The sequence below is a fragment of the Streptomyces sp. NPDC059695 genome (assembly GCF_042733785.1).
GTDB lineage: Bacteria > Actinomycetota > Actinomycetes > Streptomycetales > Streptomycetaceae > Streptomyces.
This window is the reverse complement of the sequence record NZ_JBHWFF010000012.1, coordinates 147,702-171,500: the sequence shown is the minus strand read 5'-3', so window position 1 is coordinate 171,500 and position 23,799 is coordinate 147,702. Positions and strand designations below refer to the sequence as shown.

21 protein-coding genes are annotated in these 23,799 nt (G+C 74.3%); 14 read left to right on the top strand and 7 right to left on the bottom strand.

Annotation, left to right across the window (positions count from 1 at the left end):
- Positions 1–442: SWIM zinc finger family protein (locus ACFV2S_RS17490; RefSeq protein WP_385559491.1), on the bottom strand; the 442-nt coding region annotated here is incomplete at its 3' end.
- A 147-nt stretch (positions 443–589) separates the two neighbouring features.
- Between ACFV2S_RS17490 and ACFV2S_RS17485 the strand changes: the two genes are divergently transcribed.
- From ACFV2S_RS17485 to sucD, 6 genes are all read left to right on the top strand, one after another.
- Entirely contained in the window at positions 590–1,003 is a 414-nt protein-coding gene (locus ACFV2S_RS17485; protein ID WP_385559346.1) for a hypothetical protein, read from the top strand.
- A gap of 107 nt (positions 1,004–1,110) precedes the next feature.
- Positions 1,111–2,268, top strand: coding sequence for an AAA family ATPase (locus tag ACFV2S_RS17480; protein ID WP_385559343.1), 1,158 nt, complete (start codon positions 1,111–1,113; stop codon positions 2,266–2,268).
- Positions 2,265–4,715 carry a DUF5682 family protein gene (locus ACFV2S_RS17475; protein ID WP_385559340.1) on the top strand — a complete coding sequence of 817 codons (2,451 nt, stop codon included), beginning with the start codon at positions 2,265–2,267 and terminating at the stop codon, positions 4,713–4,715. Before ACFV2S_RS17480 ends, ACFV2S_RS17475 begins: the two co-directional genes overlap by 4 nt.
- Complete coding sequence (locus ACFV2S_RS17470) at positions 4,712–5,860, top strand: VWA domain-containing protein (protein WP_385559337.1); 1,149 nt, start codon at positions 4,712–4,714, stop codon at positions 5,858–5,860. The genes ACFV2S_RS17475 and ACFV2S_RS17470 overlap by 4 nt, the downstream gene beginning before the upstream one ends.
- Before the next feature lie 479 nt (positions 5,861–6,339).
- Positions 6,340–7,518 (top strand): ADP-forming succinate--CoA ligase subunit beta, encoded by a 1,179-nt coding sequence (gene sucC / locus ACFV2S_RS17465; protein WP_383799203.1) that lies wholly within the window; start codon positions 6,340–6,342, stop codon positions 7,516–7,518.
- Between the two features lie 19 nt (positions 7,519–7,537).
- Positions 7,538–8,422, top strand: coding sequence for a succinate--CoA ligase subunit alpha (gene sucD / locus ACFV2S_RS17460; RefSeq protein ID WP_148005828.1), 885 nt, complete (start codon positions 7,538–7,540; stop codon positions 8,420–8,422).
- Positions 8,423–8,598: 176 nt separating this feature from the next.
- Here the strand turns inward: sucD and ACFV2S_RS17455 are convergent, their stop codons facing one another.
- Positions 8,599–9,960 carry a helix-turn-helix domain-containing protein gene (locus ACFV2S_RS17455; protein ID WP_385559334.1) on the bottom strand — a complete coding sequence of 454 codons (1,362 nt, stop codon included), beginning with the start codon at positions 9,958–9,960 and terminating at the stop codon, positions 8,599–8,601.
- A gap of 119 nt (positions 9,961–10,079) precedes the next feature.
- On the opposite strand from ACFV2S_RS17455, the gene ACFV2S_RS17450 reads away from it, so the two are divergent.
- Positions 10,080–11,636, top strand: a complete 1,557-nt coding sequence (locus tag ACFV2S_RS17450) for a DUF6350 family protein (RefSeq protein WP_385559331.1) — start codon at positions 10,080–10,082, stop codon at positions 11,634–11,636.
- 10 nt (positions 11,637–11,646) lie between these two features.
- Here the strand turns inward: ACFV2S_RS17450 and ACFV2S_RS17445 are convergent, their stop codons facing one another.
- Positions 11,647–12,399: a hypothetical protein gene (locus ACFV2S_RS17445; protein WP_385559328.1), complete on the bottom strand. Its 753-nt coding sequence runs from the start codon at positions 12,397–12,399 to the stop codon at positions 11,647–11,649.
- 312 nt (positions 12,400–12,711) lie between these two features.
- On the opposite strand from ACFV2S_RS17445, the gene purN reads away from it, so the two are divergent.
- The 3 genes from purN to ACFV2S_RS17430 all read left to right on the top strand — a co-directional run bounded on the left by purN (position 12,712) and on the right by ACFV2S_RS17430 (position 16,435).
- On the top strand, positions 12,712–13,341 hold the full coding sequence (gene purN, locus ACFV2S_RS17440) for a phosphoribosylglycinamide formyltransferase (RefSeq protein ID WP_385559325.1): 630 nt from the start codon (positions 12,712–12,714) through the stop codon (positions 13,339–13,341).
- Positions 13,316–14,881, top strand: a complete 1,566-nt coding sequence (purH, locus tag ACFV2S_RS17435) for a bifunctional phosphoribosylaminoimidazolecarboxamide formyltransferase/IMP cyclohydrolase (RefSeq protein WP_385559322.1) — start codon at positions 13,316–13,318, stop codon at positions 14,879–14,881. Before purN ends, purH begins: the two co-directional genes overlap by 26 nt.
- A gap of 120 nt (positions 14,882–15,001) precedes the next feature.
- Entirely contained in the window at positions 15,002–16,435 is a 1,434-nt protein-coding gene (locus ACFV2S_RS17430; protein WP_385559319.1) for a DUF2079 domain-containing protein, read from the top strand.
- Positions 16,436–16,490: 55 nt separating this feature from the next.
- On the opposite strand, the gene ACFV2S_RS17425 is transcribed toward ACFV2S_RS17430, so the two are convergent.
- Positions 16,491–17,096, bottom strand: coding sequence for a hypothetical protein (locus ACFV2S_RS17425; RefSeq protein WP_385559316.1), 606 nt, complete (start codon positions 17,094–17,096; stop codon positions 16,491–16,493).
- Positions 17,097–17,346: 250 nt separating this feature from the next.
- Between ACFV2S_RS17425 and ACFV2S_RS17420 the strand changes: the two genes are divergently transcribed.
- The 3 genes from ACFV2S_RS17420 (at position 17,347) to ACFV2S_RS17410 (ending at position 20,003) form a co-directional block, all read left to right on the top strand.
- On the top strand, positions 17,347–18,207 hold the full coding sequence (locus ACFV2S_RS17420) for a bifunctional methylenetetrahydrofolate dehydrogenase/methenyltetrahydrofolate cyclohydrolase (protein WP_385559314.1): 861 nt from the start codon (positions 17,347–17,349) through the stop codon (positions 18,205–18,207).
- Position 18,208: 1 nt separating this feature from the next.
- Complete coding sequence (locus ACFV2S_RS17415; protein WP_385559312.1) at positions 18,209–18,679, top strand: DUF3017 domain-containing protein; 471 nt, start codon at positions 18,209–18,211, stop codon at positions 18,677–18,679.
- Positions 18,680–19,013: 334 nt separating this feature from the next.
- Entirely contained in the window at positions 19,014–20,003 is a 990-nt protein-coding gene (locus tag ACFV2S_RS17410) for a malate dehydrogenase (protein WP_385559309.1), read from the top strand.
- A 76-nt stretch (positions 20,004–20,079) separates the two neighbouring features.
- Here the strand turns inward: ACFV2S_RS17410 and ACFV2S_RS17405 are convergent, their stop codons facing one another.
- A complete protein-coding gene (locus ACFV2S_RS17405) occupies positions 20,080–20,832 on the bottom strand; it encodes an isocitrate lyase/phosphoenolpyruvate mutase family protein (RefSeq protein WP_385559306.1) in 753 nt (250 codons plus the stop codon).
- Positions 20,829–21,347: a carboxymuconolactone decarboxylase family protein gene (locus ACFV2S_RS17400; protein WP_385559303.1), complete on the bottom strand. Its 519-nt coding sequence runs from the start codon at positions 21,345–21,347 to the stop codon at positions 20,829–20,831. Before ACFV2S_RS17400 ends, ACFV2S_RS17405 begins: the two co-directional genes overlap by 4 nt.
- Positions 21,348–21,393: 46 nt before the next feature.
- Between ACFV2S_RS17400 and ACFV2S_RS17395 the strand changes: the two genes are divergently transcribed.
- Positions 21,394–22,815 carry a PLP-dependent aminotransferase family protein gene (locus ACFV2S_RS17395; protein WP_385559301.1) on the top strand — a complete coding sequence of 474 codons (1,422 nt, stop codon included), beginning with the start codon at positions 21,394–21,396 and terminating at the stop codon, positions 22,813–22,815.
- A gap of 44 nt (positions 22,816–22,859) precedes the next feature.
- Here ACFV2S_RS17395 and ACFV2S_RS17390 read toward each other — a convergent pair whose 3' ends face one another.
- Positions 22,860–23,705: a hypothetical protein gene (locus ACFV2S_RS17390; protein ID WP_385559299.1), complete on the bottom strand. Its 846-nt coding sequence runs from the start codon at positions 23,703–23,705 to the stop codon at positions 22,860–22,862.
- Between the last annotated feature and the right edge of the window lie 94 nt (positions 23,706–23,799).

The window sequence follows — 23,799 nt, the reverse complement described above, 5'->3', positions numbered from 1 at the left end:
GCGGGCGAGGCGTCTGGGTCTCGGGGGGCGGGGGGGGTGGGGGGGCGGCGGGGGGGGGGGGCGCGGGCGGCCGGGGGGGGGGGGGGGGGGCGCGCCCCCCCCCGCGCCGCTCGGTGAGCCATCGCGCGGCCCAGTCGGGCGCGGGGGAGTCCTCGGCGGCGATCCCGTCCGCCGCCCGGAGGAGCAGCAGGCCCAGTGCGTGCTTGCAGGGGAACTTCCGGCTGGGGCAACCGCAGGAGTACGCGGGGCCCGTGGTGTCGACGACCGTCCGGTACGGCGTGCTCCCGCTGCCCTTGCACAGGCCCCAGACCGCGCCGTCCCCGCAGCCCGTCTCCGACCAGGGCCCGGCCGTGCCGAGCTTGCTCCCCGCTCTGCGCGACGCGTCGTCAGGAGCCAGTGCCAGCACCTGTTCCGACGTCCAGCGCACCCCCATGGCATTCATGTCCTCGACGGTAGAGGCCCCCACTGACAACGCCGCCGACCCGGCGGTCCCGCCGGCCGGAACGGCGCGGAGGTGATTTGACTTTACCTTCTCTTTACGATTCTCTGCGGCGACCGACGAATCGCACCACGCCGTCCAGGGGATCCCATGAAGCGCACCGTCCGCACCGCCGTCTCGGCCCTCGCCGTCACCGGCCTCGCCTTGGGCCTCGGGGCCTGCTCCGAGGTCGCCGAGAAGGCCGCCGGCCAGGTCGACAAGTCCGTGAACGAGACCTACGAGGTCACGTACGAGGTCAGCGGCAAGGGCATCGAGTCGATCGACTACCACGCCGGCGGCGGCACCGCGATGGAGCCGAAGGTCGAGTCGGAGAAGAAGCCGGCCGCGCCGTGGAAGAAGACCGTGACGCTGAAGGGCGTCATGCCGCCGGCCGTCATGCCGATCTCGCTCGACCCCTCCGACCTCACCTGCAAGGTCGTCTACCAGGGCAAGGTCATCAAGGAGGCCAAGGCCGAGCAGGCGATGGCCGGCGGCTGCGTCGCCGTCTCGCCGATCGTGGGCTGACGCCCCCTCACCTCTCCAACCGGCCCTGACCTGCGGCGACATCCAATTGTCAGTGGCATGGTGCACGGTGGATCGCACAGCAGGTCGAACGATCTGGAGGGGGATCCATGCCCGTGCCCGAAACCATCGCGAAGCCCGGTTCCGGTGTCGAGACGGACACCGGACCGGGACGGCCGCAGGCCGCCGCCGAGGCCCTGCGGCCGCACGCGGAGCACGCCTTCGCCCATGAGCTCGCGGCCCTCGCCGCCGCCGACGACCGGCCCCGGCCCGCCCGCTGGCGCCTCTCGCCGTGGGCCGTCGCCACCTACCTCCTCGGCGGCACGCTCCCCGACGGGACCGTCGTCACGCCGAAGTACGTCGGACCCCGCCGCATCGTCGAGGTCGCCGTCACCACCCTCGCCACCGACCGCGCGCTGCTCCTGCTCGGCGTCCCCGGCACCGCCAAGACCTGGGTCTCCGAGCACCTCGCCGCCGCCGTCAGCGGCGACTCCACCCTCCTCGTGCAGGGCACCGCCGGCACCCCCGAGGAAGCCATCCGGTACGGCTGGAACTACGCCCGGCTCCTCGCCCACGGCCCCAGCGGGGACGCGCTCGTCCCCAGCCCCGTGATGCGCGCGATGTCCCAGGGCATGACCGCCCGGGTCGAGGAGCTCACCCGCATCCCCGCCGACGTGCAGGACACCCTCATCACGATCCTGTCCGAGAAGACCCTGCCCGTCCCCGAGCTGGGACAGGAGGTCCAGGCCGTCCCCGGCTTCAACCTGATCGCCACCGCCAACGACCGCGACCGCGGCGTCAACGAGCTCTCCAGCGCCCTGCGCCGCCGCTTCAACACCGTCGTGCTCCCGCTGCCCGCGACCCCCGAGGCCGAGGTCGACATCGTCACCCGCCGGGTCGAGCAGCTCGGCCGCTCCCTGGAACTGCCCGCGCTGCCCGACGGCGCGGACGAGATCCGCAGGGTCGTCACCGTCTTCCGCGAGCTGCGCGACGGGGTGACCACCGACGGCCGGACACGGGTCAAGTCCCCCTCGGGGACGCTCTCCACGGCCGAGGCGATCTCCGTGGTCACCGGCGGACTCGCCCTCGCCGCCCACTTCGGCGACGGCGTCCTGCGCCCCGCCGACATCGCCGCCGGCATCCTCGGCGCGGTCGTCCGCGACCCGGCGGCCGACCGGGTCGTCTGGCAGGAGTACCTGGAGACCGTCGTCCGGGAGAGAGACGACTGGAAGGACTTCTACCGCGCCTGCCGCGAGGTGAGCGCATGACACCCACCGCCACGGAGCGGGACGCGCCCGACGACCGCCGCGCGCCGGACCCGGACGCCCGCCCGGCCGCCGGCGGGCGCGCGCACCCCCGGCCGCCGGGCAGCCCCCTGCTGCTCGGGGTGCGGCACCACGGCCCCGGGTCCGCCCGTGGGGTGCGGGCCGCTCTGGACGCGGCACGGCCCGCCGCGGTGCTCGTCGAGGGCCCCGCCGAGGCCGACGCCCTCGTCGCCCTCGCCGCCGACCCGGACATGCGGCCCCCCGTCGCGCTGCTCGCCCACGCCGTGGACGACCCCGGGCGCGCCGCGTTCTGGCCGATGGCCGCCTTCTCGCCCGAGTGGGTCGCGATCCGCTGGGCCCTGGACCACGGCGCCGCCGTCCGCTTCATCGACCTGCCCGCCGCCCACACCCTCGCCGCCGCCGACCCCACGTGGAGCGACGGGGACGACACGGACGACGAGGAGGCGGTCAGCGGGAGCGGCCTGCGGATCGACCCCGTCGCCGAACTCGCCCGGGCCGCCGGGTACGAGGACGCCGAGCGCTGGTGGGAGGACGTCGTCGAGCTCCGCGGCGACGGCGACCCCACGGCCCCCTTCGACGCCCTCGCCGAGGCCATGGGCGCCCTGCGCGAGACGTACGGGCACGGCGGACACCCCCGCGACCTGGTCCGCGAGGCGTACATGCGGCTCCGGCTGCGCGCCGCCCGCAAGGAGTTCGGGGACGCCGTCGCCGTCGTCTGCGGCGCCTGGCACGTGCCCGCGCTCACCCGCAGGACGACCGTCACCGCCGACAGGGCCCTCCTCAAGGGCCTGCCCCGTGCGAAGACCGAGCTGACCTGGGTCCCCTGGACCCACCGCAGGCTCGCCCGCCGCTCGGGCTACGGCGCCGGAATCGACGCGCCCGGCTGGTACGCCCATCTCTTCGCCGCTCCCGACCGGCCCGTCGAGCGCTGGATGACCGCGGTCGCCGGCCTCCTCAGGGCCGAGGACCTCCCCGTCTCCTCCGCCCACGTCATCGAGGCCGTCCGCCTCGCCGAGACCCTCGCCGCCCTGCGCGGCCGGCCGTCCCCCGGGCTCGACGAGACGACCGACGCCGTCCGCGCCGTGCTCTGCGAGGGCTCCGACGTGCCGCTCGACCTCGTCCGCGACCGGCTCGTCGTCGGCGACGTCCTGGGCGAGGTCCCGGCCGCCGCCCCCGCCGTCCCGCTCCAGCGGGACCTGACCCGCCGCCAGCGCACCCTGCGCCTCAAGCCCGAGGCGCAGGAGCGCGAGCTCGGGCTCGACCTCCGCAAGGACACCGACGCCGGACGCAGCCGCCTGCTGCACCGCCTGCGCCTCCTCGGCGTCCACTGGGGCGAGCCCGCCACCGGCCGCGCCGGCACCGGCACCTTCCGGGAGACCTGGCGCCTGCGCTGGCAGCCCGAGCTGCACGTCCAGGTCGCCGAGGCCGGCGTCTGGGGCACCACCGTCGAGGCCGCCGCCACCGCGAAGGCCGAGTCCCGGGCCCTCGCCGCGACCTCGCTGGCCGACATCACCGCCCTCGCCGAGCAGTGCCTCCTCGCCGGGCTGACCGAAGCGCTGCCCGTCGTCATGCGGGCGCTCGCCGACCGGGCCGCGCTCGACACCGACGTCGCCCACCTCGCCGACGCCCTCCCGGCCCTGGCCCGCTCCCTGCGCTACGGCGACGTCCGCGGCACCGGCACGGCCGCGCTCGGCGAGGTCGCCGCGGGGCTCGCCGAGCGCGTCTGCGTCGGCCTGCCGCCCGCCTGCGCCGGACTCGACACGGACGCCGCCGCACAGATGCGGGACCGGCTGGACGCCGTCCACACCGCGATCGGCCTCCTCGACGACCGCCCCGCTCCGGGGCACGACGGCGACGTCCCGGACCGCCCCGACCTCCCCGACCGCCCCAACCTCCCCAACGTCCCCGACCTCTCCGGTCTCGCCGGCCGTTGGGGTGCGGTGCTGCGGCGGCTCGCCGAGCGGGACCGGATACCCGGGGTCCTCCGGGGGCGGGCCGCGCGGCTGCTGCTCGACGAGGGCCGGATCGCAGAGGGGGACGCCGCGACGCTCATGAGCCGCGCCCTGTCGCCCGGCACCCCGCCGGCCGACGCCGCCGCCTGGATCGACGGCTTCGTCGGCGGGGCCTCCGGCGGCGGTCTGCTCCTCGTGCACGACGAGCGGCTCCTCGGCCTCGTCGACGCCTGGCTGACGTCCGTGCCGGACCAGGCCTTCGGCGACGTCCTGCCGCTGCTGCGCCGCACCTTCTCCGCGTACGAGCCGGGCGTGCGCCGCACCCTCGGGGAGCTGGTCGCCCGGGGACCGCGTTCCGGCGGGCCGGGGCCCTCCGATCCCGGCACACCCGGCTTCGCCCCCGGCGCCGACCCCGCGCGCGCCGACGGCGTCCTGCCCCTGCTCCACCTCATCCTCGGAACGGAGGCCCTCGCATGACCACCACGCCCACCGACGACGAGCGGCTGCGGCGCTGGCGGCTGGTCCTGGGAGGCGGCGACGCCGACGGCACCGGCCGGGCCCTCGCCGGCACGGACGCCGCCATGGACGGCGCCCTCACCGCGCTCTACGACCGCAGGGGCCGGGACGGCGGCGAGCGCTCGGCCGGGCTCGGCGCCTCCGCGCCCTCCGTCGCCCGCTGGCTCGGCGACATCCGCACCTACTTCCCCAGCTCCGTCGTCCAGGTGATGCAGCGCGACGCGATCGACCGGCTCGGGCTCGCCACCCTCCTCCTGGAGCCGGAGATGCTGGAGGCCGTCGAGCCCGACGTGCACCTCGTCGGCACCCTCCTCTCCCTCGGCCGGGCCATGCCCGAGACGACCCGGGAGACCGCCCGCGCCGTCGTCCGCAAGGTCGTCGACGACCTGGAGAAGCGCCTCTCCGCCCGCACCCGCGCCACGCTCACCGGCGCGCTCGACCGCTCCGCCCGGATCAGCCGCCCCCGGCACCGCGACATCGACTGGGACCGCACGATCCGCGCCAACCTCAAGCACTACCTGCCCGAGCACCGCACCGTCGTCCCCGAGCGGCTCGTCGGCCACGGGCGCGCCTCCCGGGCGCTCAGGAAGGAGGTGGTGCTGTGCGTCGACCAGTCGGGCTCCATGGCCGCCTCCGTCGTCCACGCCGCCGTCTTCGGCGCGGTGCTCGCCTCCATGCGGTCGCTCGCCACCCGCCTCGTCGTCTTCGACACCTCCGTCGTCGACCTCACCGAGCAGCTCGACGACCCGGTCGACGTCCTCTTCGGCACCCGGCTCGGCGGCGGCACCGACATCAACCGCGCCCTCGCCTACTGCCAGTCCCGGATCACCCGACCCGCCGACACCGTCGTCGTCCTCGTCAGCGATCTGTACGAGGGGGGCATCCGCGACGAGATGCTGAAGCGGGTCGCGGCGATGAAGGCGTCCGGCGTCCAGTTCGTGGCCCTCCTGGCGCTCTCCGACGAGGGCGCCCCCGCCTACGACCGGGACCACGCGGCGGCGCTCGCCGCGCTCGGCGCCCCGGCCTTCGCCTGCACCCCCGACCTGTTCCCGGAGGTCATGGCGGCCGCCCTGGAGCGGCGCCCCCTTCCGATACCCGAGGCCTGAGGCCCGAGGCCCGAAGCTCGAGGCCCGAGGCCCGAGGCCCGAGGCCCGAGGCCTCAGGTCCGAGGGCCGGGCGGGACGGCCCGAGGGGTGCGGAATCCGTCGCCGCCGGACCACCCGCACGGGTGCCCGCGACCCGACTGAGGCTCATATCACACTCGTGCCGGAAGGGCCCCCACCCCGGCGCCCGGCGCGTCGCGAGAGCCCCGGAGGCCAGGCCCCGCCTGCCACGAGGGCCGCCCGGGCCCACCCCGTCACCCCTACGGACAGCCCCCCGGCCCGCACGGTCTGTGACCCGTATCACCGCTCTGCGGGTATCTGCGATTTAGGGTCCCACGGCCCTCGGGGATAACCTGCGAGACGGACATGCCGCGTCCACGGACTCCGTGCACGCCTCCCTTGTGACAGCGCAGTCACGTTGCCCTTCGCGGCACGCCCACGCAGACAACGAACCGCGATCATCAGAAAAGGGACGGACGCGCGTGGACCTGTTCGAGTACCAGGCGAGGGACCTCTTCGCCAAGCACGGTGTACCGGTGCTGGCCGGTGAAGTCATCGACACGCCTGAGGCGGCGCGCGAGGCCACCGAGCGTCTTGGCGGCAAGTCGGTCGTCAAGGCGCAGGTGAAGGTCGGTGGCCGCGGCAAGGCCGGCGGCGTGAAGCTGGCGGCGAACCCGGACGAGGCCGTCGCCCGCGCGACGGACATCCTCGGGATGGACATCAAGGGCCACACGGTCCACAAGGTGATGATCGCCGAGCTGTCCCCGGAGATCGAGGCGGAGTACTACGTCTCGTACCTCCTCGACCGCACCAACCGCACCTTCCTCGCCATGGCGTCGGTGCAGGGCGGCATGGACATCGAGGAGGTCGCGGAGAAGACCCCCGAGGCCCTCGCGAAGGTCCCGGTCAACGCCGTCGACGGCGTGAGCATCGAGAAGGCCCGCGAGATCGTGGCCCTGGCGAAGTTCCCGGCCGACGTGGCCGAGGGTGTCGCCGAGGCCCTGGTCACCCTGTGGAAGACCTTCGTCGCCGAGGACGCGCTCCTCGTCGAGGTCAACCCGCTGGTGAAGACCAAGGACGGCCGCATCCTGGCCCTCGACGGCAAGGTGTCTCTCGACGAGAACGCCGACTTCCGTCAGCCCGACCACGAGGCGCTCGAGGACAAGGCCGCAGCCAACCCGCTCGAGGCTGCTGCCAAGGCCAAGAACCTCAACTACGTCAAGCTCGACGGCGAGGTCGGCATCATCGGCAACGGCGCCGGCCTGGTCATGTCGACCCTGGACGTCGTCGCGTACGCCGGTGAGAACCACGGCGGCGTGAAGCCGGCCAACTTCCTCGACATCGGCGGCGGCGCCTCCGCCGAGGTCATGGCGAACGGCCTGGAGATCATCCTGGGCGACCCGGACGTCAAGTCCGTGTTCGTCAACGTCTTCGGTGGCATCACCGCCTGTGACGAGGTCGCCAACGGCATCGTCCAGGCCCTGGAGCTCCTCGCCTCGAAGGGCGAAGAGGTCTCCAAGCCGCTGGTCGTGCGCCTCGACGGCAACAACGCGGAGCTGGGTCGCAAGATCCTGTCGGACGCGAACCACCCGCTCGTGCAGCGCGTGGACACCATGGACGGCGCGGCCGACAAGGCCGCCGAGCTCGCGGCTGCGAAGTAAGGGACGAGGTCAGAACACCATGGCTATCTTCCTGACCAAGGACAGCAAGGTCATCGTCCAGGGCATGACCGGTGCCACGGGCATGAAGCACACCAAGCTCATGCTCGGTGACGGCACCAACATCGTCGGTGGCGTGAACCCGCGCAAGGCCGGCACGACCGTCGACTTCGACGGCACCGAGGTCCCGGTCTTCGGCTCCGTCGCCGAGGCGATGAAGGAGACCGGCGCCGACGTCTCGGTCCTGTTCGTCCCGCCGGCCTTCGCGAAGGCCGCCGTGGTCGAGGCGATCGACGCCGAGATCCCGCTGGCCGTCGTCATCACCGAGGGCATCGCGGTCCACGACTCCGCCGCCTTCTGGGCGTACGCGCAGGCGAAGGGCAACAAGACCCGCATCATCGGCCCGAACTGCCCCGGTCTCATCACCCCGGGCCAGTCCAACGCCGGCATCATCCCGGGCGACATCACGAAGCCGGGCCGCATCGGCCTGGTCTCGAAGTCCGGCACGCTGACGTACCAGATGATGTACGAGCTCCGTGACATCGGCTTCTCGTCCGCCGTCGGCATCGGTGGCGACCCGGTCATCGGCACCACGCACATCGACGCCCTCGCGGCGTTCGAGGCGGACCCCGAGACCGACCTGATCGTCATGATCGGTGAGATCGGCGGCGACGCCGAGGAGCGCGCGGCCGACTTCATCAAGGCCAACGTCACCAAGCCGGTCGTCGGCTACGTCGCGGGCTTCACCGCGCCCGAGGGCAAGACCATGGGCCACGCCGGCGCCATCGTCTCCGGCTCCTCCGGCACCGCCCAGGCGAAGAAGGAGGCCCTCGAGGCCGCCGGCGTCAAGGTCGGCAAGACGCCGACCGAGACCGCCAAGCTGGCGCGCGCCATCCTCGCGGGCTGAACGGGCTGAAACGCACAGCAGCCTGACAGGCGGTACGACGAGTGGGCCCCGCCCCCTCCCGGGAGACCGGGTGGGGGCGGGGCCCACTCGCGTACGGGGCCGTGCGGCGGAAGCCCTCACGAAGCCCTCATACGGACGGCGGTCGGCGGTCGGCGGACGGCGGACGGTGCGGCGGCCTACCCGACCGCCGGGACCAGGCGTTCCGGGCCCGGGTTGGGTTCGGAGCGGAGCCGGTCGCGGAGCTCCAGGTCCTCCGGGCCGAGTTTCTGCGGGCCACCGCGCACCGGCACCCCGTTGACCGTCTCGCCGGGGGCGTTCACCGGGATGTAGCGGGTCGGCGCGGTCGCCACCGTGAACCCGGTGACCACGATCAGGGCCGCCGTCACCCCGAGCACCGCCCGCGTCCAGGTGCGGGCCCGGTGCTCACTGCCCGCCCGGACCGTACGGGCCGCCGGCAGGGTCGCCGCCGGTGCCTCCGCGACCAGTGTGCTCAGCCGCCGGTGCAGGGCCTCCGGCTCGGCGAGCTCGGGGATCCGCTCCCCGAGGACCGTCCGGGCGTGCAGCAGCCGGTTGGCGGCGGCGGGGGTGCTCGCCTCCGTCTCGGCGGCCGTGTCCGGCAGGTCCAGGCCGAGGCCGTCGTAGAGCAGGACGGTCCTGCGGTACGCCGGCGGCAGGTCGAGGAGCGCGCCGAGCAGCGCCCGCCGGTTCGCCTCGGCCGGCGGGGCGTCGGGGTGCTTGTGGGCGCGGCGCAGCCGGTGCCAGGGGGAGAGGGCGTACTCGTAGGCCACCGCCCGCACCCAGCCCACCGGGTCCGCGTCCTGGGCCACCTCGGGCCAGTGCTCCCAGGCGTGGTGGAAGGCCCGCTCCACGGACTCGTGGGAGAGCCCGCGGCGCGAGGTGAGCAGGTACGTCTGGTGGACGAGGCCCGGCGCGGCGTGCGCGTACAGCGCGTCGAAGGCCTCCTCGGGGGTGAGGGACGGACCGGCCCCGTCGGGGGCCGGTTCCGCGGGGGCCCCGTCCGCCGCCACCGGTTTCAGCCGCTCCGGCGGCTTCGGGGGGACCTTGCGGGCGGGACCCGGCGCGATGGCCGGGGCGGGGGAGGGGGCCCGCGGCGGCTTGGCGGCCCGCTTGACGGCGGCCTTGGGCCGGACGTGGGCGGACGCGGAGGCCTGGGCCTGCGGCTGCGGTGGGGAGGCCTGCGGCTGCGGCGGGGAGGCCTCCGGACGGGCCTGGGCCCGGCCCTGCGGCTCCCGGCCCCGCGGGTCCTGGGCGGGCCGCTCCGGAGCGGGCGGCGCCGGGGCCTCGGCCGGGCGCGGGGCCTCCGGCTCCTGGGCGCCGAGCAGCCTCGCGTAGGCCTCGCGCTTGCGGCCCCGGGGGGCCGAGCGGCCGGTCTCCCACGACCTGACCGTCGCCTTCGTGACGCCCATGGCCTCGGCGACCTGCTCCTCGCTCAGGGCGAGGGCCTCACGCAACCTGCGCCGCTCCTTCGGAGTCGGCAGGGTGTCCGAGCGTGCGGAATCCGCGGTGCTCCGGCTCATCGGCGTCGACCTCCCGCAGAGCTGCTCTGGGCGGAAAAGTACATAAACGTATCTTGAGCGACACAACGGAGGTTTGCCTGTTACGCGGCGAAAGCGCGTGTCGTTGGCAGCATGACCCCGTGACCCATGTGACCGAGCACCCCCTGGTCCAGGGCGGCCGTTCCGCCGCGCTCGCCACCGCCTGCGTCCGGGGCGTGGTCGCCGCCGGACTCGGGCTCGGCGCCCTCGCGGTCCTGGTGATCGCGGCCTGGATCAGCTCCCCGTACCCCGACAGCGGCCCCGTCGGCGCCCTGCACGTCGCCGCCGGGCTCTGGCTGCTCGCGCACGGCTGCGACCTGGTCCGTACGGACACGCTGTCCGGCCTGCCCGCCCCCGTCGGGATCGTCCCGCTGCTCCTCGTCGCCCTGCCGGTCTGGCTCGTCCACCGGGCGGCCCGCGACACCCTCGACCCGGGGGGCGACACCAGCCGGCCGCGCCCCTCCCCGGGTGGCGCCGTCGCCGCCGTGGCCGGGGGATACCTGCTGGTCGCGGCCGCCGTCGTGGTCTACGGCGCGGGCGGCCCGCTCCCCGCCGACCCGGTCACGGCGGGGATCTGGCTTCCGGCCGTCGTCACCGGCGCGGCCGGAGCGGGCGTCTGGACGGCGCTCGGCCGCCCGCTGCCCGGCCGGCGGCTGCCCGGCCGGCGGCAGGCCGCCGTGGCCCTACGCGCCGCGGGGCTCGGGACCCTGACGCTGCTCGGCGGCGGTGCGGTCGCCGCGGCGGTCTCGCTGGCCTGGCACGCGGGCCGGGCACAGGCCTCGTTCGAGGGGCTCGCCGGGGAGTGGTCCGGTCGGGTGACGGTCCTGCTCCTCGTCCTGGCGCTGCTGCCGAACATGGCCGTCTGGGGAGCGGCGTACGGCCTGGGGCCCGGTTTCACCCTCGGTACGGGCGCGCTCGCGACCCCGCTGGGTCTCGTCGGCGACCCGACGGTGCCGCCCTTCCCGCTCCTGGCCGCGCTGCCCTCCGAAGGGCGCGGCACCTGGGTCCACTGGGCGACCGCCGCGGTCCCGCTGACCGCCGCCGCGGTCCAGGGCCTGTGCGTGGGACGTGCGGCGCGGACCTGGACGGCCCGGGACGCGGCCCTGACGGCCCTCGGCGCGGCCTGGGGATGCGGGGCGGCCGTCGCCGTCCTGGCGGGTGCGGCGGGCGGACCGCTGGGCACCGGCCGGCTCTCGGCCCTGGGCCCGGTGTGGTGGCAGGCGGGCGCCGCCGCGGTGCTGTGGGGGGCGTGCGTGGCGCTCCCGGTGGCCCTGGGGGTGCGGGCCTGGGGCCGCCGGATCCCGCGCTCCCTGCGGCCACGGCGCGTGGCGGTGCCCGCGCCGGGCCCCGTGGCGGCGGTGGTGGCGGCCGTCGGGGCGGCGGTCGGCGTGTCCACCGCGGCCCCGTCCGGGGCGGCGGAGGGCCGTCCGGAGGCCACCACGCCCCAGGCCCCGGCGTCCCACGGGCCCGGCGGCGACAGCGGCCCGGACAGCGGCACGGACCCGGCTGCGGGCCCGGGCGTCCCCGGGGCTGCCGGTACCGGCGCAGGCTCCGGCGCCGACCCGCTCGCCGACCCCTTCGACGACCCCGGCTACGAGCCGTACGACTACCTCCCGGCGGCCTGGGAGCCCGCCGCGCCGCCGCCCCCCGCCGAGTGACGCCGGGCGGCTACTCCCGCACCCCGAAGCCCGCGCGCAGCGGCTTCGGCAGGAGGTCGTTGCAGGCCAGCTCGCCGGCGTGGGTCAGGGCGTCGTCGCGGCACTCGTAGAAGTCGCGGTAGACGATCTGCATCGTGAAGCCCACCGCGACGATCATCAGGGCCAGGCTCGCCGCGACGAGACCGCTGATCGCCGCCGTCCGCATCGAGCGGAGCGGAGCGATCGCGGCGGACGCCCCCTGACCCGAGGGCCGGCCCTGCGGCGTGGCCGGCTGCGCGGCCGGCGTGGCCGCGGACTGTGATGTCGGCGACAGTTCCCCGGCCGGCTTCGGCTTGGCGCGCAGCGCGCTGATCCCCCAGTACAGACCGAGGGCGCCGAGCAGCAGCGCCAGCTCCGGGATCTCGAAGATCGCGAAGAAGAAGCCCCACATGCCCGCGAGGATCGCGTACCGGGCGCGTCGCTGCGCGGGGTCCGTCGGGTCCCAGCGGAGCCCCGGGCCGCTCCCGGGACCGCCCTGTCCCGGACCGCCCTCCGGCCCGCCCTGGCCGCCGCCCCGGCGCTCCGGGCCCCGGCCGAAGCCGTCCTGGGACGGGCCCGGCTGGCGCGGGCTCCAGCGGCCGTCGGACGGCCCCGACGGGTCGGGGGTGCCGGACGGGTCGTCGTCCGAGCCCTCCGGGCGCCGCGGCTGCCACGGCTGATCCGGCCGGCCCTCGGGCGGCGGAGCGAACGGGTTGTTGTCGTCCGTGGACTGGCGTTCCGGCATCTGCTGAACGTCTTCCCTCTGTCGTCTCGACCACGGCCGCACCCGTGGTCTCCGCTGCTGTCTCGTGCTGTCACGTCTGCTGCTCGTCCGCCGGGCCGTCCGCCGTCCGGGACCGGGCCTGCTCCCCGCCCGGTCCGGTGCGTGACCGGCGTAGGACCCTGACGCTACCGCCCTGCTCCGCCCCCGTCCCGTGGGGGCCGTCCCGGTGTGCCGGTATCGTTGCTGACGGTCGAGCCATTCGTAGGGTTCCCCGTATCGAGGGGCACGATTCGTTCGTACGACCGCACAAACACCACGGAAAGAGTGACCCCTGTGGCTGCCGCCCGCCTCGTCGTCCTGGTCTCCGGGTCCGGTACCAATCTGCAGGCCCTCCTCGACGTCATCGCCGACGACCCCGAGGGGTACGGCGCGGAGATCGTCGCCGTCGGCGCGGACCGCGACTCCATCGTCGGTCTGGAGCGCGCGGAGCGCGCCGGACTGCCCACCTTCGTGTGCCGGGTCAAGGACCACGCGAGCCGCGAGGAGTGGGACCGCGCGCTGACCGAGGCCACCGCGGCGTACGAACCGGACCTCGTCGTCTCGGCCGGGTTCATGAAGATCGTCGGCAAGGAGTTCCTCGCCCGCTTCGGCGGCCGGGTCGTCAACACCCACCCGGCGCTCCTCCCCAGTTTTCCCGGTGCCCACGGGGTGCGTGACGCCCTCGCCTACGGCGCGAAGGTCACCGGGTGCACCGTCCACTTCGTCGACGACGGTGTCGACACCGGCCCGATCATCGCCCAGGGCGTGGTCGAGGTGCGGGACGAGGACGATGAAGCCGCTCTGCACGAGCGCATCAAGGAAGTCGAGCGCTCGCTGCTCGTCGACGTCGTGGGGCGTCTCGCCCGGCACGGCTACCGCATTGAGGGACGAAAGGTTCATGTCGGTGAACACGGACACCGTTAAGCCCATCCGCCGCGCGCTGGTCAGCGTCTATGACAAGACGGGGCTCGAAGAGCTGGCCCGCGGTCTGCACGAGGCCGGTGTCGAGCTCGTCTCCACCGGTTCCACCGCCGGGAAGATCGCCGCCGCGGGCGTGCCGGTCACCAAGGTCGAGGAGCTGACGGGCTTCCCCGAGTGCCTCGACGGGCGGGTCAAGACCCTCCACCCGCGCGTGCACGCCGGCATCCTCGCCGACCTGCGCCTGGAGTCGCACCGCGCGCAGCTCGCCGAGCTCGGTGTGGAGCCCTTCGACCTGGTCGTCGTGAACCTCTACCCGTTCCGCGAGACGGTCGCCTCCGGCGCCACCCCGGACGAGTGCGTCGAGCAGATCGACATCGGCGGCCCGTCGATGGTCCGCGCCGCGGCCAAGAACCACCCGTCGGTCGCGATCGTCACCAGCCCCGGGCGGTACGCCGACGTGCTCGCCGCCGTCCAGGCCGGCGGGTTCGACCTGACCGCCCGCAAGCGGCTCGCGGCCGAGGCATTCCAGCACACCGCCGCGTACGACGTGGCCGTGGCCTCCTGGTTCGCCGACGACTACGCGGCGGCCGACGACAGCGGCTTCCCCGACTTCCTGGGCGCCACCTACGCGCGCCAGAACGTCCTGCGCTACGGCGAGAACCCGCACCAGGGCGCCGCGCTCTACGTCGACGGCACGGGCGGCCTCGCCGAGGCGGAGCAGCTGCACGGCAAGGAGATGTCGTACAACAACTTCACGGACACCGACGCCGCGCGCCGGGCCGCGTACGACCACACCGAGCCCTGCGTCGCGATCATCAAGCACGCCAACCCGTGCGGCATCGCGGTCGGCGCCGACGTCGCCGAGGCCCACCGCAAGGCGCACGCCTGCGACCCGCTGTCCGCGTTCGGCGGCGTCATCGCCGTCAACCGCCCCGTCTCGGTCGCGATGGCCGAGCAGGTCGCGGAGATCTTCACCGAGGTCATCGTCGCCCCCGGCTACGAGGACGGCGCGGTCGAGATCCTCGCCAAGAAGAAGAACATCCGCGTCCTGAAGGCCGAGGGTGCCCCGGCCAACCCGGTCGAGGTCAAGCCGATCGACGGCGGCGCCCTCCTCCAGGTCACCGACCGGCTCCAGGCCGAGGGCGACGACCCGGCGCACTGGACCCTCGCGACCGGCGAGGCGCTCTCCGCCGAGGAGCTCGCCGAGCTCGCCTTCGCCTGGAAGGCCTGCCGCGCGGTCAAGTCCAACGCGATCCTGCTCGCCAAGGACGGCGCCTCGGTCGGCGTCGGCATGGGCCAGGTCAACCGCGTCGACTCCGCGAAGCTCGCGGTCGAGCGGGCGGGCGAGGAGCGGGCGCGCGGCTCCTACGCGGCCTCCGACGCCTTCTTCCCCTTCCCCGACGGCCTGGAGATCCTCACGGCCGCCGGCGTGAAGGCGGTCGTCCAGCCGGGCGGCTCGGTGCGCGACGAGCTCGTCGTCGAGGCGGCGCAGAAGGCCGGCGTGACGATGTACTTCACGGGCACGCGCCACTTCTTCCACTGATCCGCGCCGTCACCTGACGCGCGAGCCCTGAGCGGGGCGGGTGAGCGGCGGATCCGCCGATCGGGTGGACTCTGGTCTAATGGGTTGCTCTTTTGTCGGCCGCCGGTTGTGGGGGACGTGGTGTTGGACGTACTGAACAGGCCCGCTGCGGAGTCCACCGAAGCGGAGCCGTCCGACGGTCTCTCCCCGGCTCCGATACGCCCGTACCTGATCCTCGCCGGCGTCCTGTGCGCCCTCTACTTCCTGTACTCCTGGGTCCAGTACGCGCACTTCCGCACGCCCTCCTGGGACCTCGGGATCTTCGGGCAGTCGGTCCGGGCGTACGCCGAGTTCCGGGCCCCCGTCGTCGACATCAAGGGCCCCGGCTTCCCCATACTCGGCGACCACTTCAGCCCCGTCACCGCGCTGCTGGCGCCGCTCTACTGGATCTGGCCCTCGCCGGTCTCCCTGCTCTTCGGGCAGGCCGCGCTCTTCGCCGCCTCGGCCGTCGTCGTCGGCCGCACCACCCAGCAGATCCTGGGCAGCCGGGCCGCCGGCATCGGACTGACCGTCGCGTACGGGCTGTCCTGGGGGCTCCAGGAGGCCGTCAAGTCCGACTTCCACGAGATCGCCTTCGCCGTCCCGCTGCTCGCCCTGACCTGCCGGGCCCTGCTCCTGGGGCGCTGGACCGCGGCCGCCGCCTGGTCCGCCCCGCTCGTCCTCGTGAAGGAGGACATGGGCCTCACCGTCGCCATGGTCGGCGCGGTCCTCTTCCTGAAGGGACGGAAGCGGCTGGGCGCGGCCCTCGCGGGCTTCGGCGTGGCGGCCTTCGCGCTGACGGTCCTCGTCCTGATCCCGGCGGCGAGCGCGCTCGGCCAGTACGACTACTGGTCCAAGATCGAGAAGACCGGCCAGGGCGCCGACACCTCCTTCGGCCAGGTCGTCGCCGACGCCCTCGGCTCCGGCGAGCGCTGGGAGATGGTGTTCTACCTGCTCGCGATCACCGGCTTCCTCGCCCTGCGCTCCCCGCTGGTCCTGCTCGTCCTGCCGACCCTGGGCTGGCGCTTCCTCTCCCAGGACCCCAACCACTGGGGCATGCACTGGCACTACAGCGCGATCCTGATGCCGGTCGTCTTCCTGGCCCTCGTGGACGGCGCCCGCTCGGTCCGGACCTCGCCGCGCGCCTGGCTCGTCTCGTACGGGAAGGTCGTGATCCCGGTGGCCACGGCGGTCGGGCTCGTCCTCGCGGCGAACCTGCCGCTGCGGGAGCTGACGAAGGCGGAGACGTACCGGACGGACACCCGGACCCAGGAGGCGCGGGCGGCGGTCGACGCGGTGCCGGAGGGGGCGAGCGTCGAGGCGGACGTCTCGCTCCTGGCCCACCTCACGGCGGACCACCGGGTCTACTGGGTGGGCACGTCGAAGGGCGCCACTCCGGACTATCTCGCCTTCGACCTGCGCGGATGGGGGCAGCAGGTGTCGGATCCGGCACAGCTGGCTTCGCAACTGCACCCGGAGGCGCGGTACGAGATCACGCACCGCTCGGACGGCTTCGCGGTCCTGAAGCGGCGGTGAACACGCGTGAGGGGCGGGATCCGGCCGGATCCCGCCCCTCAGCACGTCACGCGGTTCAGTACTGCTGCTTGTTCCGGTTGAACCAGGCCGAGCCGTCCGACTTCGCCACGAAGACGATGATCAGGACGCCGAGGACGAGGCTCACGATGCCGAGCGGCAGGGAGAAGATGCTGAAGAGCACCGCGAGCGAGGACCAGACGATGGCCCCGATGCGGACGCCGTTGCCGCCGCTGCTGAACTTGACGGCGAGCATGATGCCGAAGGCGGCGAAGATCAGCGAGATGACGCCGGCGGCGATCATGATGCCCTGGCCCAGGTTCGCGAAGGCCTCGGCGTCGGCGGACGAGGTGCCCGACGTGTCGAGGTCGCTGCTGTCGAACGCGAAGGACATGCCGATCGCGGCGAGGCCGCCGATCACGTTGAAGGCGCTCATGATCCACAGCATCACGCGCGCGCCCTTGACGCTGCCGGGCATCACCATGGCGGCGCCGGGGTAGCCGCCGCCGTACGGGGAGACCGGCGGGGCCGCCGGGTAGCCGTAGCCCTGCTGCGGCACGCCCTGCGGGGCCTGCTGCGGGTACCCGTAGCCGGGCTGCTGGCCGGGCTGCTGTCCCTGTCCCTGCGGCTGGCCGTAGGGGTTGTTCGGGTCGCCGAAGCTCATCGCGGGATTCCTCCGTGAATTTCTCTGTGCGGGGACGACGCGGCCCGCGCGGAGGACTTTCACGGCATTTGAGCGGATTTCCCCCCGGCACTTTCCGCGGTACTACGCGGATCATCGTCGTCGCAATGGCGAGTTCTTGTCCAGTCGATAGGTCGTGGAGTTGTGCAGATGCAACCTGTCGTTCCGTAGCGCCGGCCGTGCGACGGGAGCGAATTGGAAGAAGGCGGGGGTCATCCGGGAGGATGTCTCCATGAGCGCCCAGATTCTCGATGGCAAGGCCACCGCAGCCGCGATCAAGTCCGATCTGACCGTCCGTGTGGCGGCCCTCAGGGAGAAGGGCGTCACGCCCGGCCTCGGCACGGTCCTGGTCGGTGACGACCCGGCCAGCCAGAAGTACGTCGCCGGAAAGCACCGCGACTGCGCGCAGGTCGGCATCGCCTCCCTCCAGCGCACCCTGCCGGGCACCGCCACCCAGGAGGAGATCGAGGCGGTCGTACGGGAGCTCAACGAGGACCCGGAGTGCACCGGCTACATCGTCCAGCTGCCGCTGCCCAAGGGGATCGACGAGAACCGCATCCTGGAGCTGATGGACCCGGCCAAGGACGCGGACGGTCTGCACCCGACCAACCTCGGCCGTCTCGTCCTGAACGAGCCCGCCCCGCTGCCCTGCACGCCGAACGGCGTCATCACCCTGCTCCGCGCTCACGGCGTGGAGATCAATGGCGCAGAGGTCGTGGTCGTCGGCCGCGGCGTCACCATCGGGCGCCCGATGCCGCTGCTGCTGACCCGCCGCTCCGAGAACGCCACCGTGACCCAGTGCCACACCGGCACCCGGGACCTCGCGGCCCACCTGCGCAACGCCGACATCATCGTCGCGGCGGCCGGCGTGCCGCACCTCGTCCGGCCCGAGGACGTGAAGCCGGGCGCGGCCGTCCTCGACGTCGGCGTCTCGCGCAACGGCGAGGGCAAGATCGTCGGCGACGTCCACCCCGGCGTCGCCGAGGTGGCCGGCTGGATCTCCCCGAACCCCGGCGGCGTCGGCCCGATGACCCGTGCCCAGCTCCTCGTCAACGTCGTCGAGGCCGCCGAGCGCGCGGCCGCGGCGCTCTGACGTGACCTCCGGGACCCCGGACGGGGCGGTGCCCGCGGACGGCGGGGCCGCCGCGGAGACCGGGCCGAAGGGCGGACCGCGGCGGCGGCCGCCCACCGTCACCACCGCCACCGTGCGCCCCGAGGGCGGCGGCCGGGCGGCCCCCGGCGACGCCCCCGCGCCCGCGCGCCAGTGGCCGCTGCTCACCGTCCTCGTGCTCGCCGGGCTCGGCCTGCTCGTGGTGGGGACGGATCCGTTCCCGCAGGCCTTCCGGGTGGGGGCGATCCTGGTGGGGGCGGCGCTCCTGGCGGGTGCGGCGATGCGCCGGGTGCTGCCGTCCGTCGGCATGCTGGCCGTCCGCTCCCGCTTCACGGACGTGATCACGTACGGGGTGATGGGTGGCCTGATCGTGCTGCTCGCGCTCATGGTCCAGCCGCAACCCTGGCTGCGGATCCCGTTCCTGGAGGACGTACTCCACCTGACGGTGACCTGACCGGTGCGTGAGGCACGGCGCCCGCCCTCTCCCCCGTGGGAGGGCGGGCGCCGTCCTGATCAAGGGTCATGGACGCGCCAAGGCCGATTCAAGCCCCGTCGGCGCGCTGTGGCACGGAAGTGACCATTCCGCTACGTCGCCCCCGCACACCCCCGGGGGGCTCCCCGGACGGGTGGCAGTGAGCCGGACCACAAGGGGGTGGGGATTGGCGGGGGTCCGGGTCGGATAGCCTGACCGCTGGATATCTCTTCATGTCGAGACACCGATCGATCAAGAGAGCTATCCCGCACCAGGGGCAGGGACCCCCACCGCCAGCTGTCTTACGGAGATCGCCATGACCCGCACTCCCGTGAATGTCACCGTGACCGGCGCGGCCGGCCAGATCGGCTACGCGCTGCTCTTCCGCATCGCCTCCGGCCACCTGCTCGGCGCGGACGTGCCGGTCAAGCTGCGCCTCCTCGAGATCCCCCAGGGCGTGAAGGCCGCCGAGGGCACCGCCATGGAGCTCGACGACTGCGCGTTCCCGCTGCTCAAGGGCATCGACATCTTCGACGACCCGAACAAGGGCTTCGAGGGCGCGAACATCGGCCTGCTCGTCGGCGCCCGTCCGCGCGGCCCGGGCATGGAGCGCGGCGACCTGCTCGCCGCCAACGGCGGCATCTTCAAGCCGCAGGGCGAGGCCATCGCCGCGCACGCCGCGGACGACGTCAAGGTCCTGGTCGTCGGCAACCCGGCCAACACCAACGCCCTGATCGCCCAGTCCGCCGCCAAGGGCGTCCCGGCCGAGCGCTTCACCGCGATGACCCGCCTGGACCACAACCGCGCGCTGACGCAGCTGGCCCAGAAGACCGGCTCCTCGGTCACGGACATCAAGCGCCTCACCATCTGGGGCAACCACTCCGCGACCCAGTACCCGGACATCTTCCACGCGGAGATCGCCGGCAAGAACGCCGCCGAGGTCGTGGGCGACGAGGCGTGGCTGGCCGACACCTTCATCCCGACCGTCGCCAAGCGCGGCGCCGCGATCATCGACGCCCGTGGCGCGTCCTCCGCGGCCTCCGCCGCCAACGCCGCCATCGACCACGTGTACACCTGGGTCAACGGCACCGCCGAGGGCGACTGGACCTCCATGGGCGTCCCGTCCGACGGCTCCTACGGCGTCCCGGAGGGCCTGATCTCCTCCTTCCCCGTCACCTGCAAGGACGGCAAGTACGAGATCGTCCAGGGCCTGGAGATCAACGACTTCTCCCGCGCCCGCATCGACGCGTCGGTCAACGAGCTCTCCGAGGAGCGCGACGCGGTCCGCGAGCTCGGCCTCATCTGAAGCTGATCCCGGCTCCACAGACCCCGGCGCCCCCGGACCGTACGACCGACCGTACGGCCCGGGGGCGTCGGCCTTCCTACACCTGGGCGGGGACGCGGAGGGCGGACGCGGCCAGGAGCTCCGCGGCCGTCGCCGACACCCCGGTCAGCGCCCTCCTCAGGAGCCCGTCCCCGAAGGTGATCCTCGTCGCCCCGAGGCCCCCGAGCTCAGGGAACGACGGGCCGCCCGGCAGGGCCAGCGCGTTGAGCGGGAGGTCGCCGAGGGCGCCGCGGAGGGCCGGCAGGTCGGCGGGCGGGGCCATGATCGGGTAGACGCAGTCCGCGCCGGCCTCCGCGTACAGCCGGGCCCGGGCGAGCGCCGCCTCCAGCGGTTCGGGCGTCCCGCGCACGTACACGTCCACGCGCGCGTTCAGGAAGAGATCGGCGCCCGCCGCGGCCCGCACCTCCGCCAGCCACTGCGCCTGCGCCTCCGGGTCCTTGAGCGTCCCGCCGGGACCGCCGTCCTCCAGGTTGACCCCGACCGCCCCGGACTCCCGTACGCGCTCGACCAGTTCGGCCGCCGCGAGGCCGTACCCGTCCTCCAGATCCGCCGTGACCGGTACGGAGACGGACCGGGCGATCCTCGCCACGGCCGCGAACATCTCCGCCGGCGGGGTCGCCCCGTCCTCGTACCCGAGGGAGGCGGCGATCCCCGCGCTCGGCGTGGCGAGCGCCGGATACCCGGCCTCCTCGAACGCGCGGGCGCTCGCCGCGTCCCACGGGCCGGGCAGCACCAGCGGGCCGTCCGCGGGCCGCCCCCGGTGGAGGGCCCGCAGCTCCGCGGCGGTCACGCCGGGCGCGGCGAGTAATGGCCGGGCACCATCCGGGTGGTGACGCCGATCCGGTTCCACGCGTTGATCGTGACGATCGCGGCGATGACCCGGGCGAGCTCGGTCTCGTCGAAGTGCGCGGCGGCCTTCGCGTACACCTCGTCGGGCACGAAGCCGTCGGTGAGGACGGTGACGGCCTCGGTCAGCGCGAGCGCCGCGAGCTCCCGCTCGGTGTAGAAGTGCCGGGACTCCTCCCAGGCGCTGAGCTGCACGATCCGCTCGATGCTCTCGCCCTCGGCCAGCGCGTCCTTGCTGTGCATGTCGACGCAGAACGCACAGCGGTTGATCTGCGAGGCCCGCAGCTTGATCAGGTGGTACAGGGTCGGGTCGATGTCCTTCGCGGCCGCCGTCTCCAGCCGGATCATGGCCCGGTAGAACTCGGGGAGGCGCTCGGCGAGGGGCAGGCGGGGCGCGTGCTCGTGCGCGTACCCGGTCTGCTCGGTCGGTTCCGTCGTCGTCAGGTCCGTGGTCGTCATGCGTCCACCGTACGAAGCCGATGGCGCAGCGGTATGGTCCATTTCCATGGCGAACGACTGGGCCACTTTCGGGGCCGACCTCCATCTGGAACTCCGCGGCACCCGCCTCCGCGCCGGCCTCATGGACGCCCTGCGGGAGGCGGTCCGCAGCGGGCGCCTGGCCCCCGGCACCCGCCTGCCGTCCTCACGCTCCCTCGCCGCCGACCTCGGCATGGCCCGCAACACCGTCGCCGACGCCTACGCCGAGCTGGTCGCCGAGGGCTGGCTCACCGCCCGGCAGGGCTCCGGGACCCGCGTCGCCCGCCGGACCGCGCCCCGCCCCCCGGCACCCACGGCCCCGCCCCACCCGGCGCCGGCCGGCACCGGCAGGCGCCGGCCCGCCGCACCCGTGCACAACCTCAACTCGGGCACCCCCGACCTCGCCTCCTTCCCGCGCGCCGACTGGCTCAAGGCCTACCGCCGGGCGCTCACGGACGCCCCCCACGAGGCCTTCGGCTACGGCGATCCGCACGGCCGCGCCGAACTGCGCACCGCGCTCGCCGAGTACCTCGCCCGCGCCCGGGGCGTGCACGCCCGGCCCGAGCGGATCGTGATCTGCGCGGGCTTCGTGCACGGCCTGATGCTGATCGGCCAGGTGCTGCGGGCCCGGGGCGTGCGGGACGTGGCCGTCGAGTCGTACGGGCTCGACCTCCACGACGGCCTCCTGCGCCGGGCCGGGCTCGGCACGCCGGCCCTCGGCTTCGACGCCAGGGGCACGAGGACCGAGGAGCTGGCCGGCCTCGGAGGCTGCGGGGCCGTCCTCATGACGGCCGCCCACCAGTACCCGCTGGGCGGCGCCCTGCCCCCGGACCGGCGGGCGGCGGTCGTCGACTGGGCGCGCGCCTCCGGCGGCTTCGTCCTGGAGGACGACTACGACGGGGAGTTCCGCTACGACCGGCAGCCGGTGGGGGCCCTCCAGGGCCTCGACCCCGAGCGCGTCGTCTACCTGGGCACCGCGAGCAAGTCCCTCGCCCCCGGGCTGCGCCTCGCCTGGATGGTCCTGCCGCGGGACCTCGCGGTGGAGGTGGCGGAGGCGAAGGGGGCCGTGGACTGGTCGTCGAGCGCGCCGGACCAGCTGGCGTTCGCCGAGTTCCTGCGCTCGGGGGCGTACGACCGGCACGTGCGGGCGATGCGGCTGCGCTACCGCCGCCGCCGCGACCAGCTGGTGGCGGCCGTCGCCGCGCACTCGCCGGAGACCCGGGTCAGCGGCATCGCGGCCGGCCTCCACGCCGTCCTCGCCCTGCCGCCCGGCACCGAACAGGCCACCCTGCGGGCCGCCGCCTGGCGCGGCCTCGCCGTCCAGGGCGTCAACCAGTTCCGCCGTCCCACGGTGCCGCCCACCCTCGACGGCCTCGTCGTCGGCTACGCCACACCCCCGGACAGCGGCTGGCAGGGCGCCCTCGGGGCGCTGTGCGGGGTGCTTCCCTGAGGCCTCGGACCGACGCCCGAGGCCTCAGGCCGACGCCCGAGGCCTCAGGCCGACGTCTCCGCCGCCGCGTCCCGGCGGGGCTCCGGGGCCGGGGCCTCGCCGAAGCGGGCCAGCGTCAGCGAACCCGCCACCGCGACGGCGAAGCCGGTGATCGCCAGCCAGCCGAACCCTTCCCGGGTGGTGTCGCCCAGCCAGGTCACGCCGACGATCGCGGGGCCGACCGTCTCGCCGAGCACCGCGCCCGCCGTCGCCGTGGTCACCGAACCGCGCTGGAGCGCCGAGGTCAGCAGCAGGAACGCGGCCCCGCCGCCGACGAGCAGCGCGTACCAGACGGGGTCGGCGAAGTCGATGCCGTCGATCAGCCGGACCGCCACCTCCACCACCCCGAAACCGATGCCCGCCCCGAGGCCGAGGACCAGTGCCCGGGACTTCGCCGGCAGCCGGCCCGCGGCCGCACCGACCAGCAGGACCCCGAAGGAGATCCCCAGGAGCGCCCAGTCCAGAGCCTCGGAGGGCTCCCGGTGCCCCTCCTTGCCGGAGGCGAGCGCCAGCATCGCCAGTCCCAGGCAGACGACGGCCACGGCGGCCCACTCCACCCGGCTCAGCCGCACCCGCAGCACACGGGACGCGATGACCGCGGTGACCGCCAGACTCGCGGCCAGGGCCGCGCCCACCACGTAGATGGGCAGCGTCCGCAGGGCCACGACCTGCAGGACGAAGCCGAGACCGTCCATCCCGAGACCGGCGAGATAGCGCCACTGCCGCAGCGCCCGCCACATCAGCGCGACGTCGACCCCGCTGCCCGTCCCCGGCTCGGCGGCCCGGGCCGCCATCGCCTGGAGGACCGAGGCCGCGCCGAAGCAGACGGACGAGGCGAGCGCGCAAATCATCCCAAGGAGCACGAAGCGACTCTAGGGCCCCTCCTGGGCGTGAGGCCGGAAATCACCGGCCTACACTGTGCGGTCGCGACGCGGTCGCGAGGTG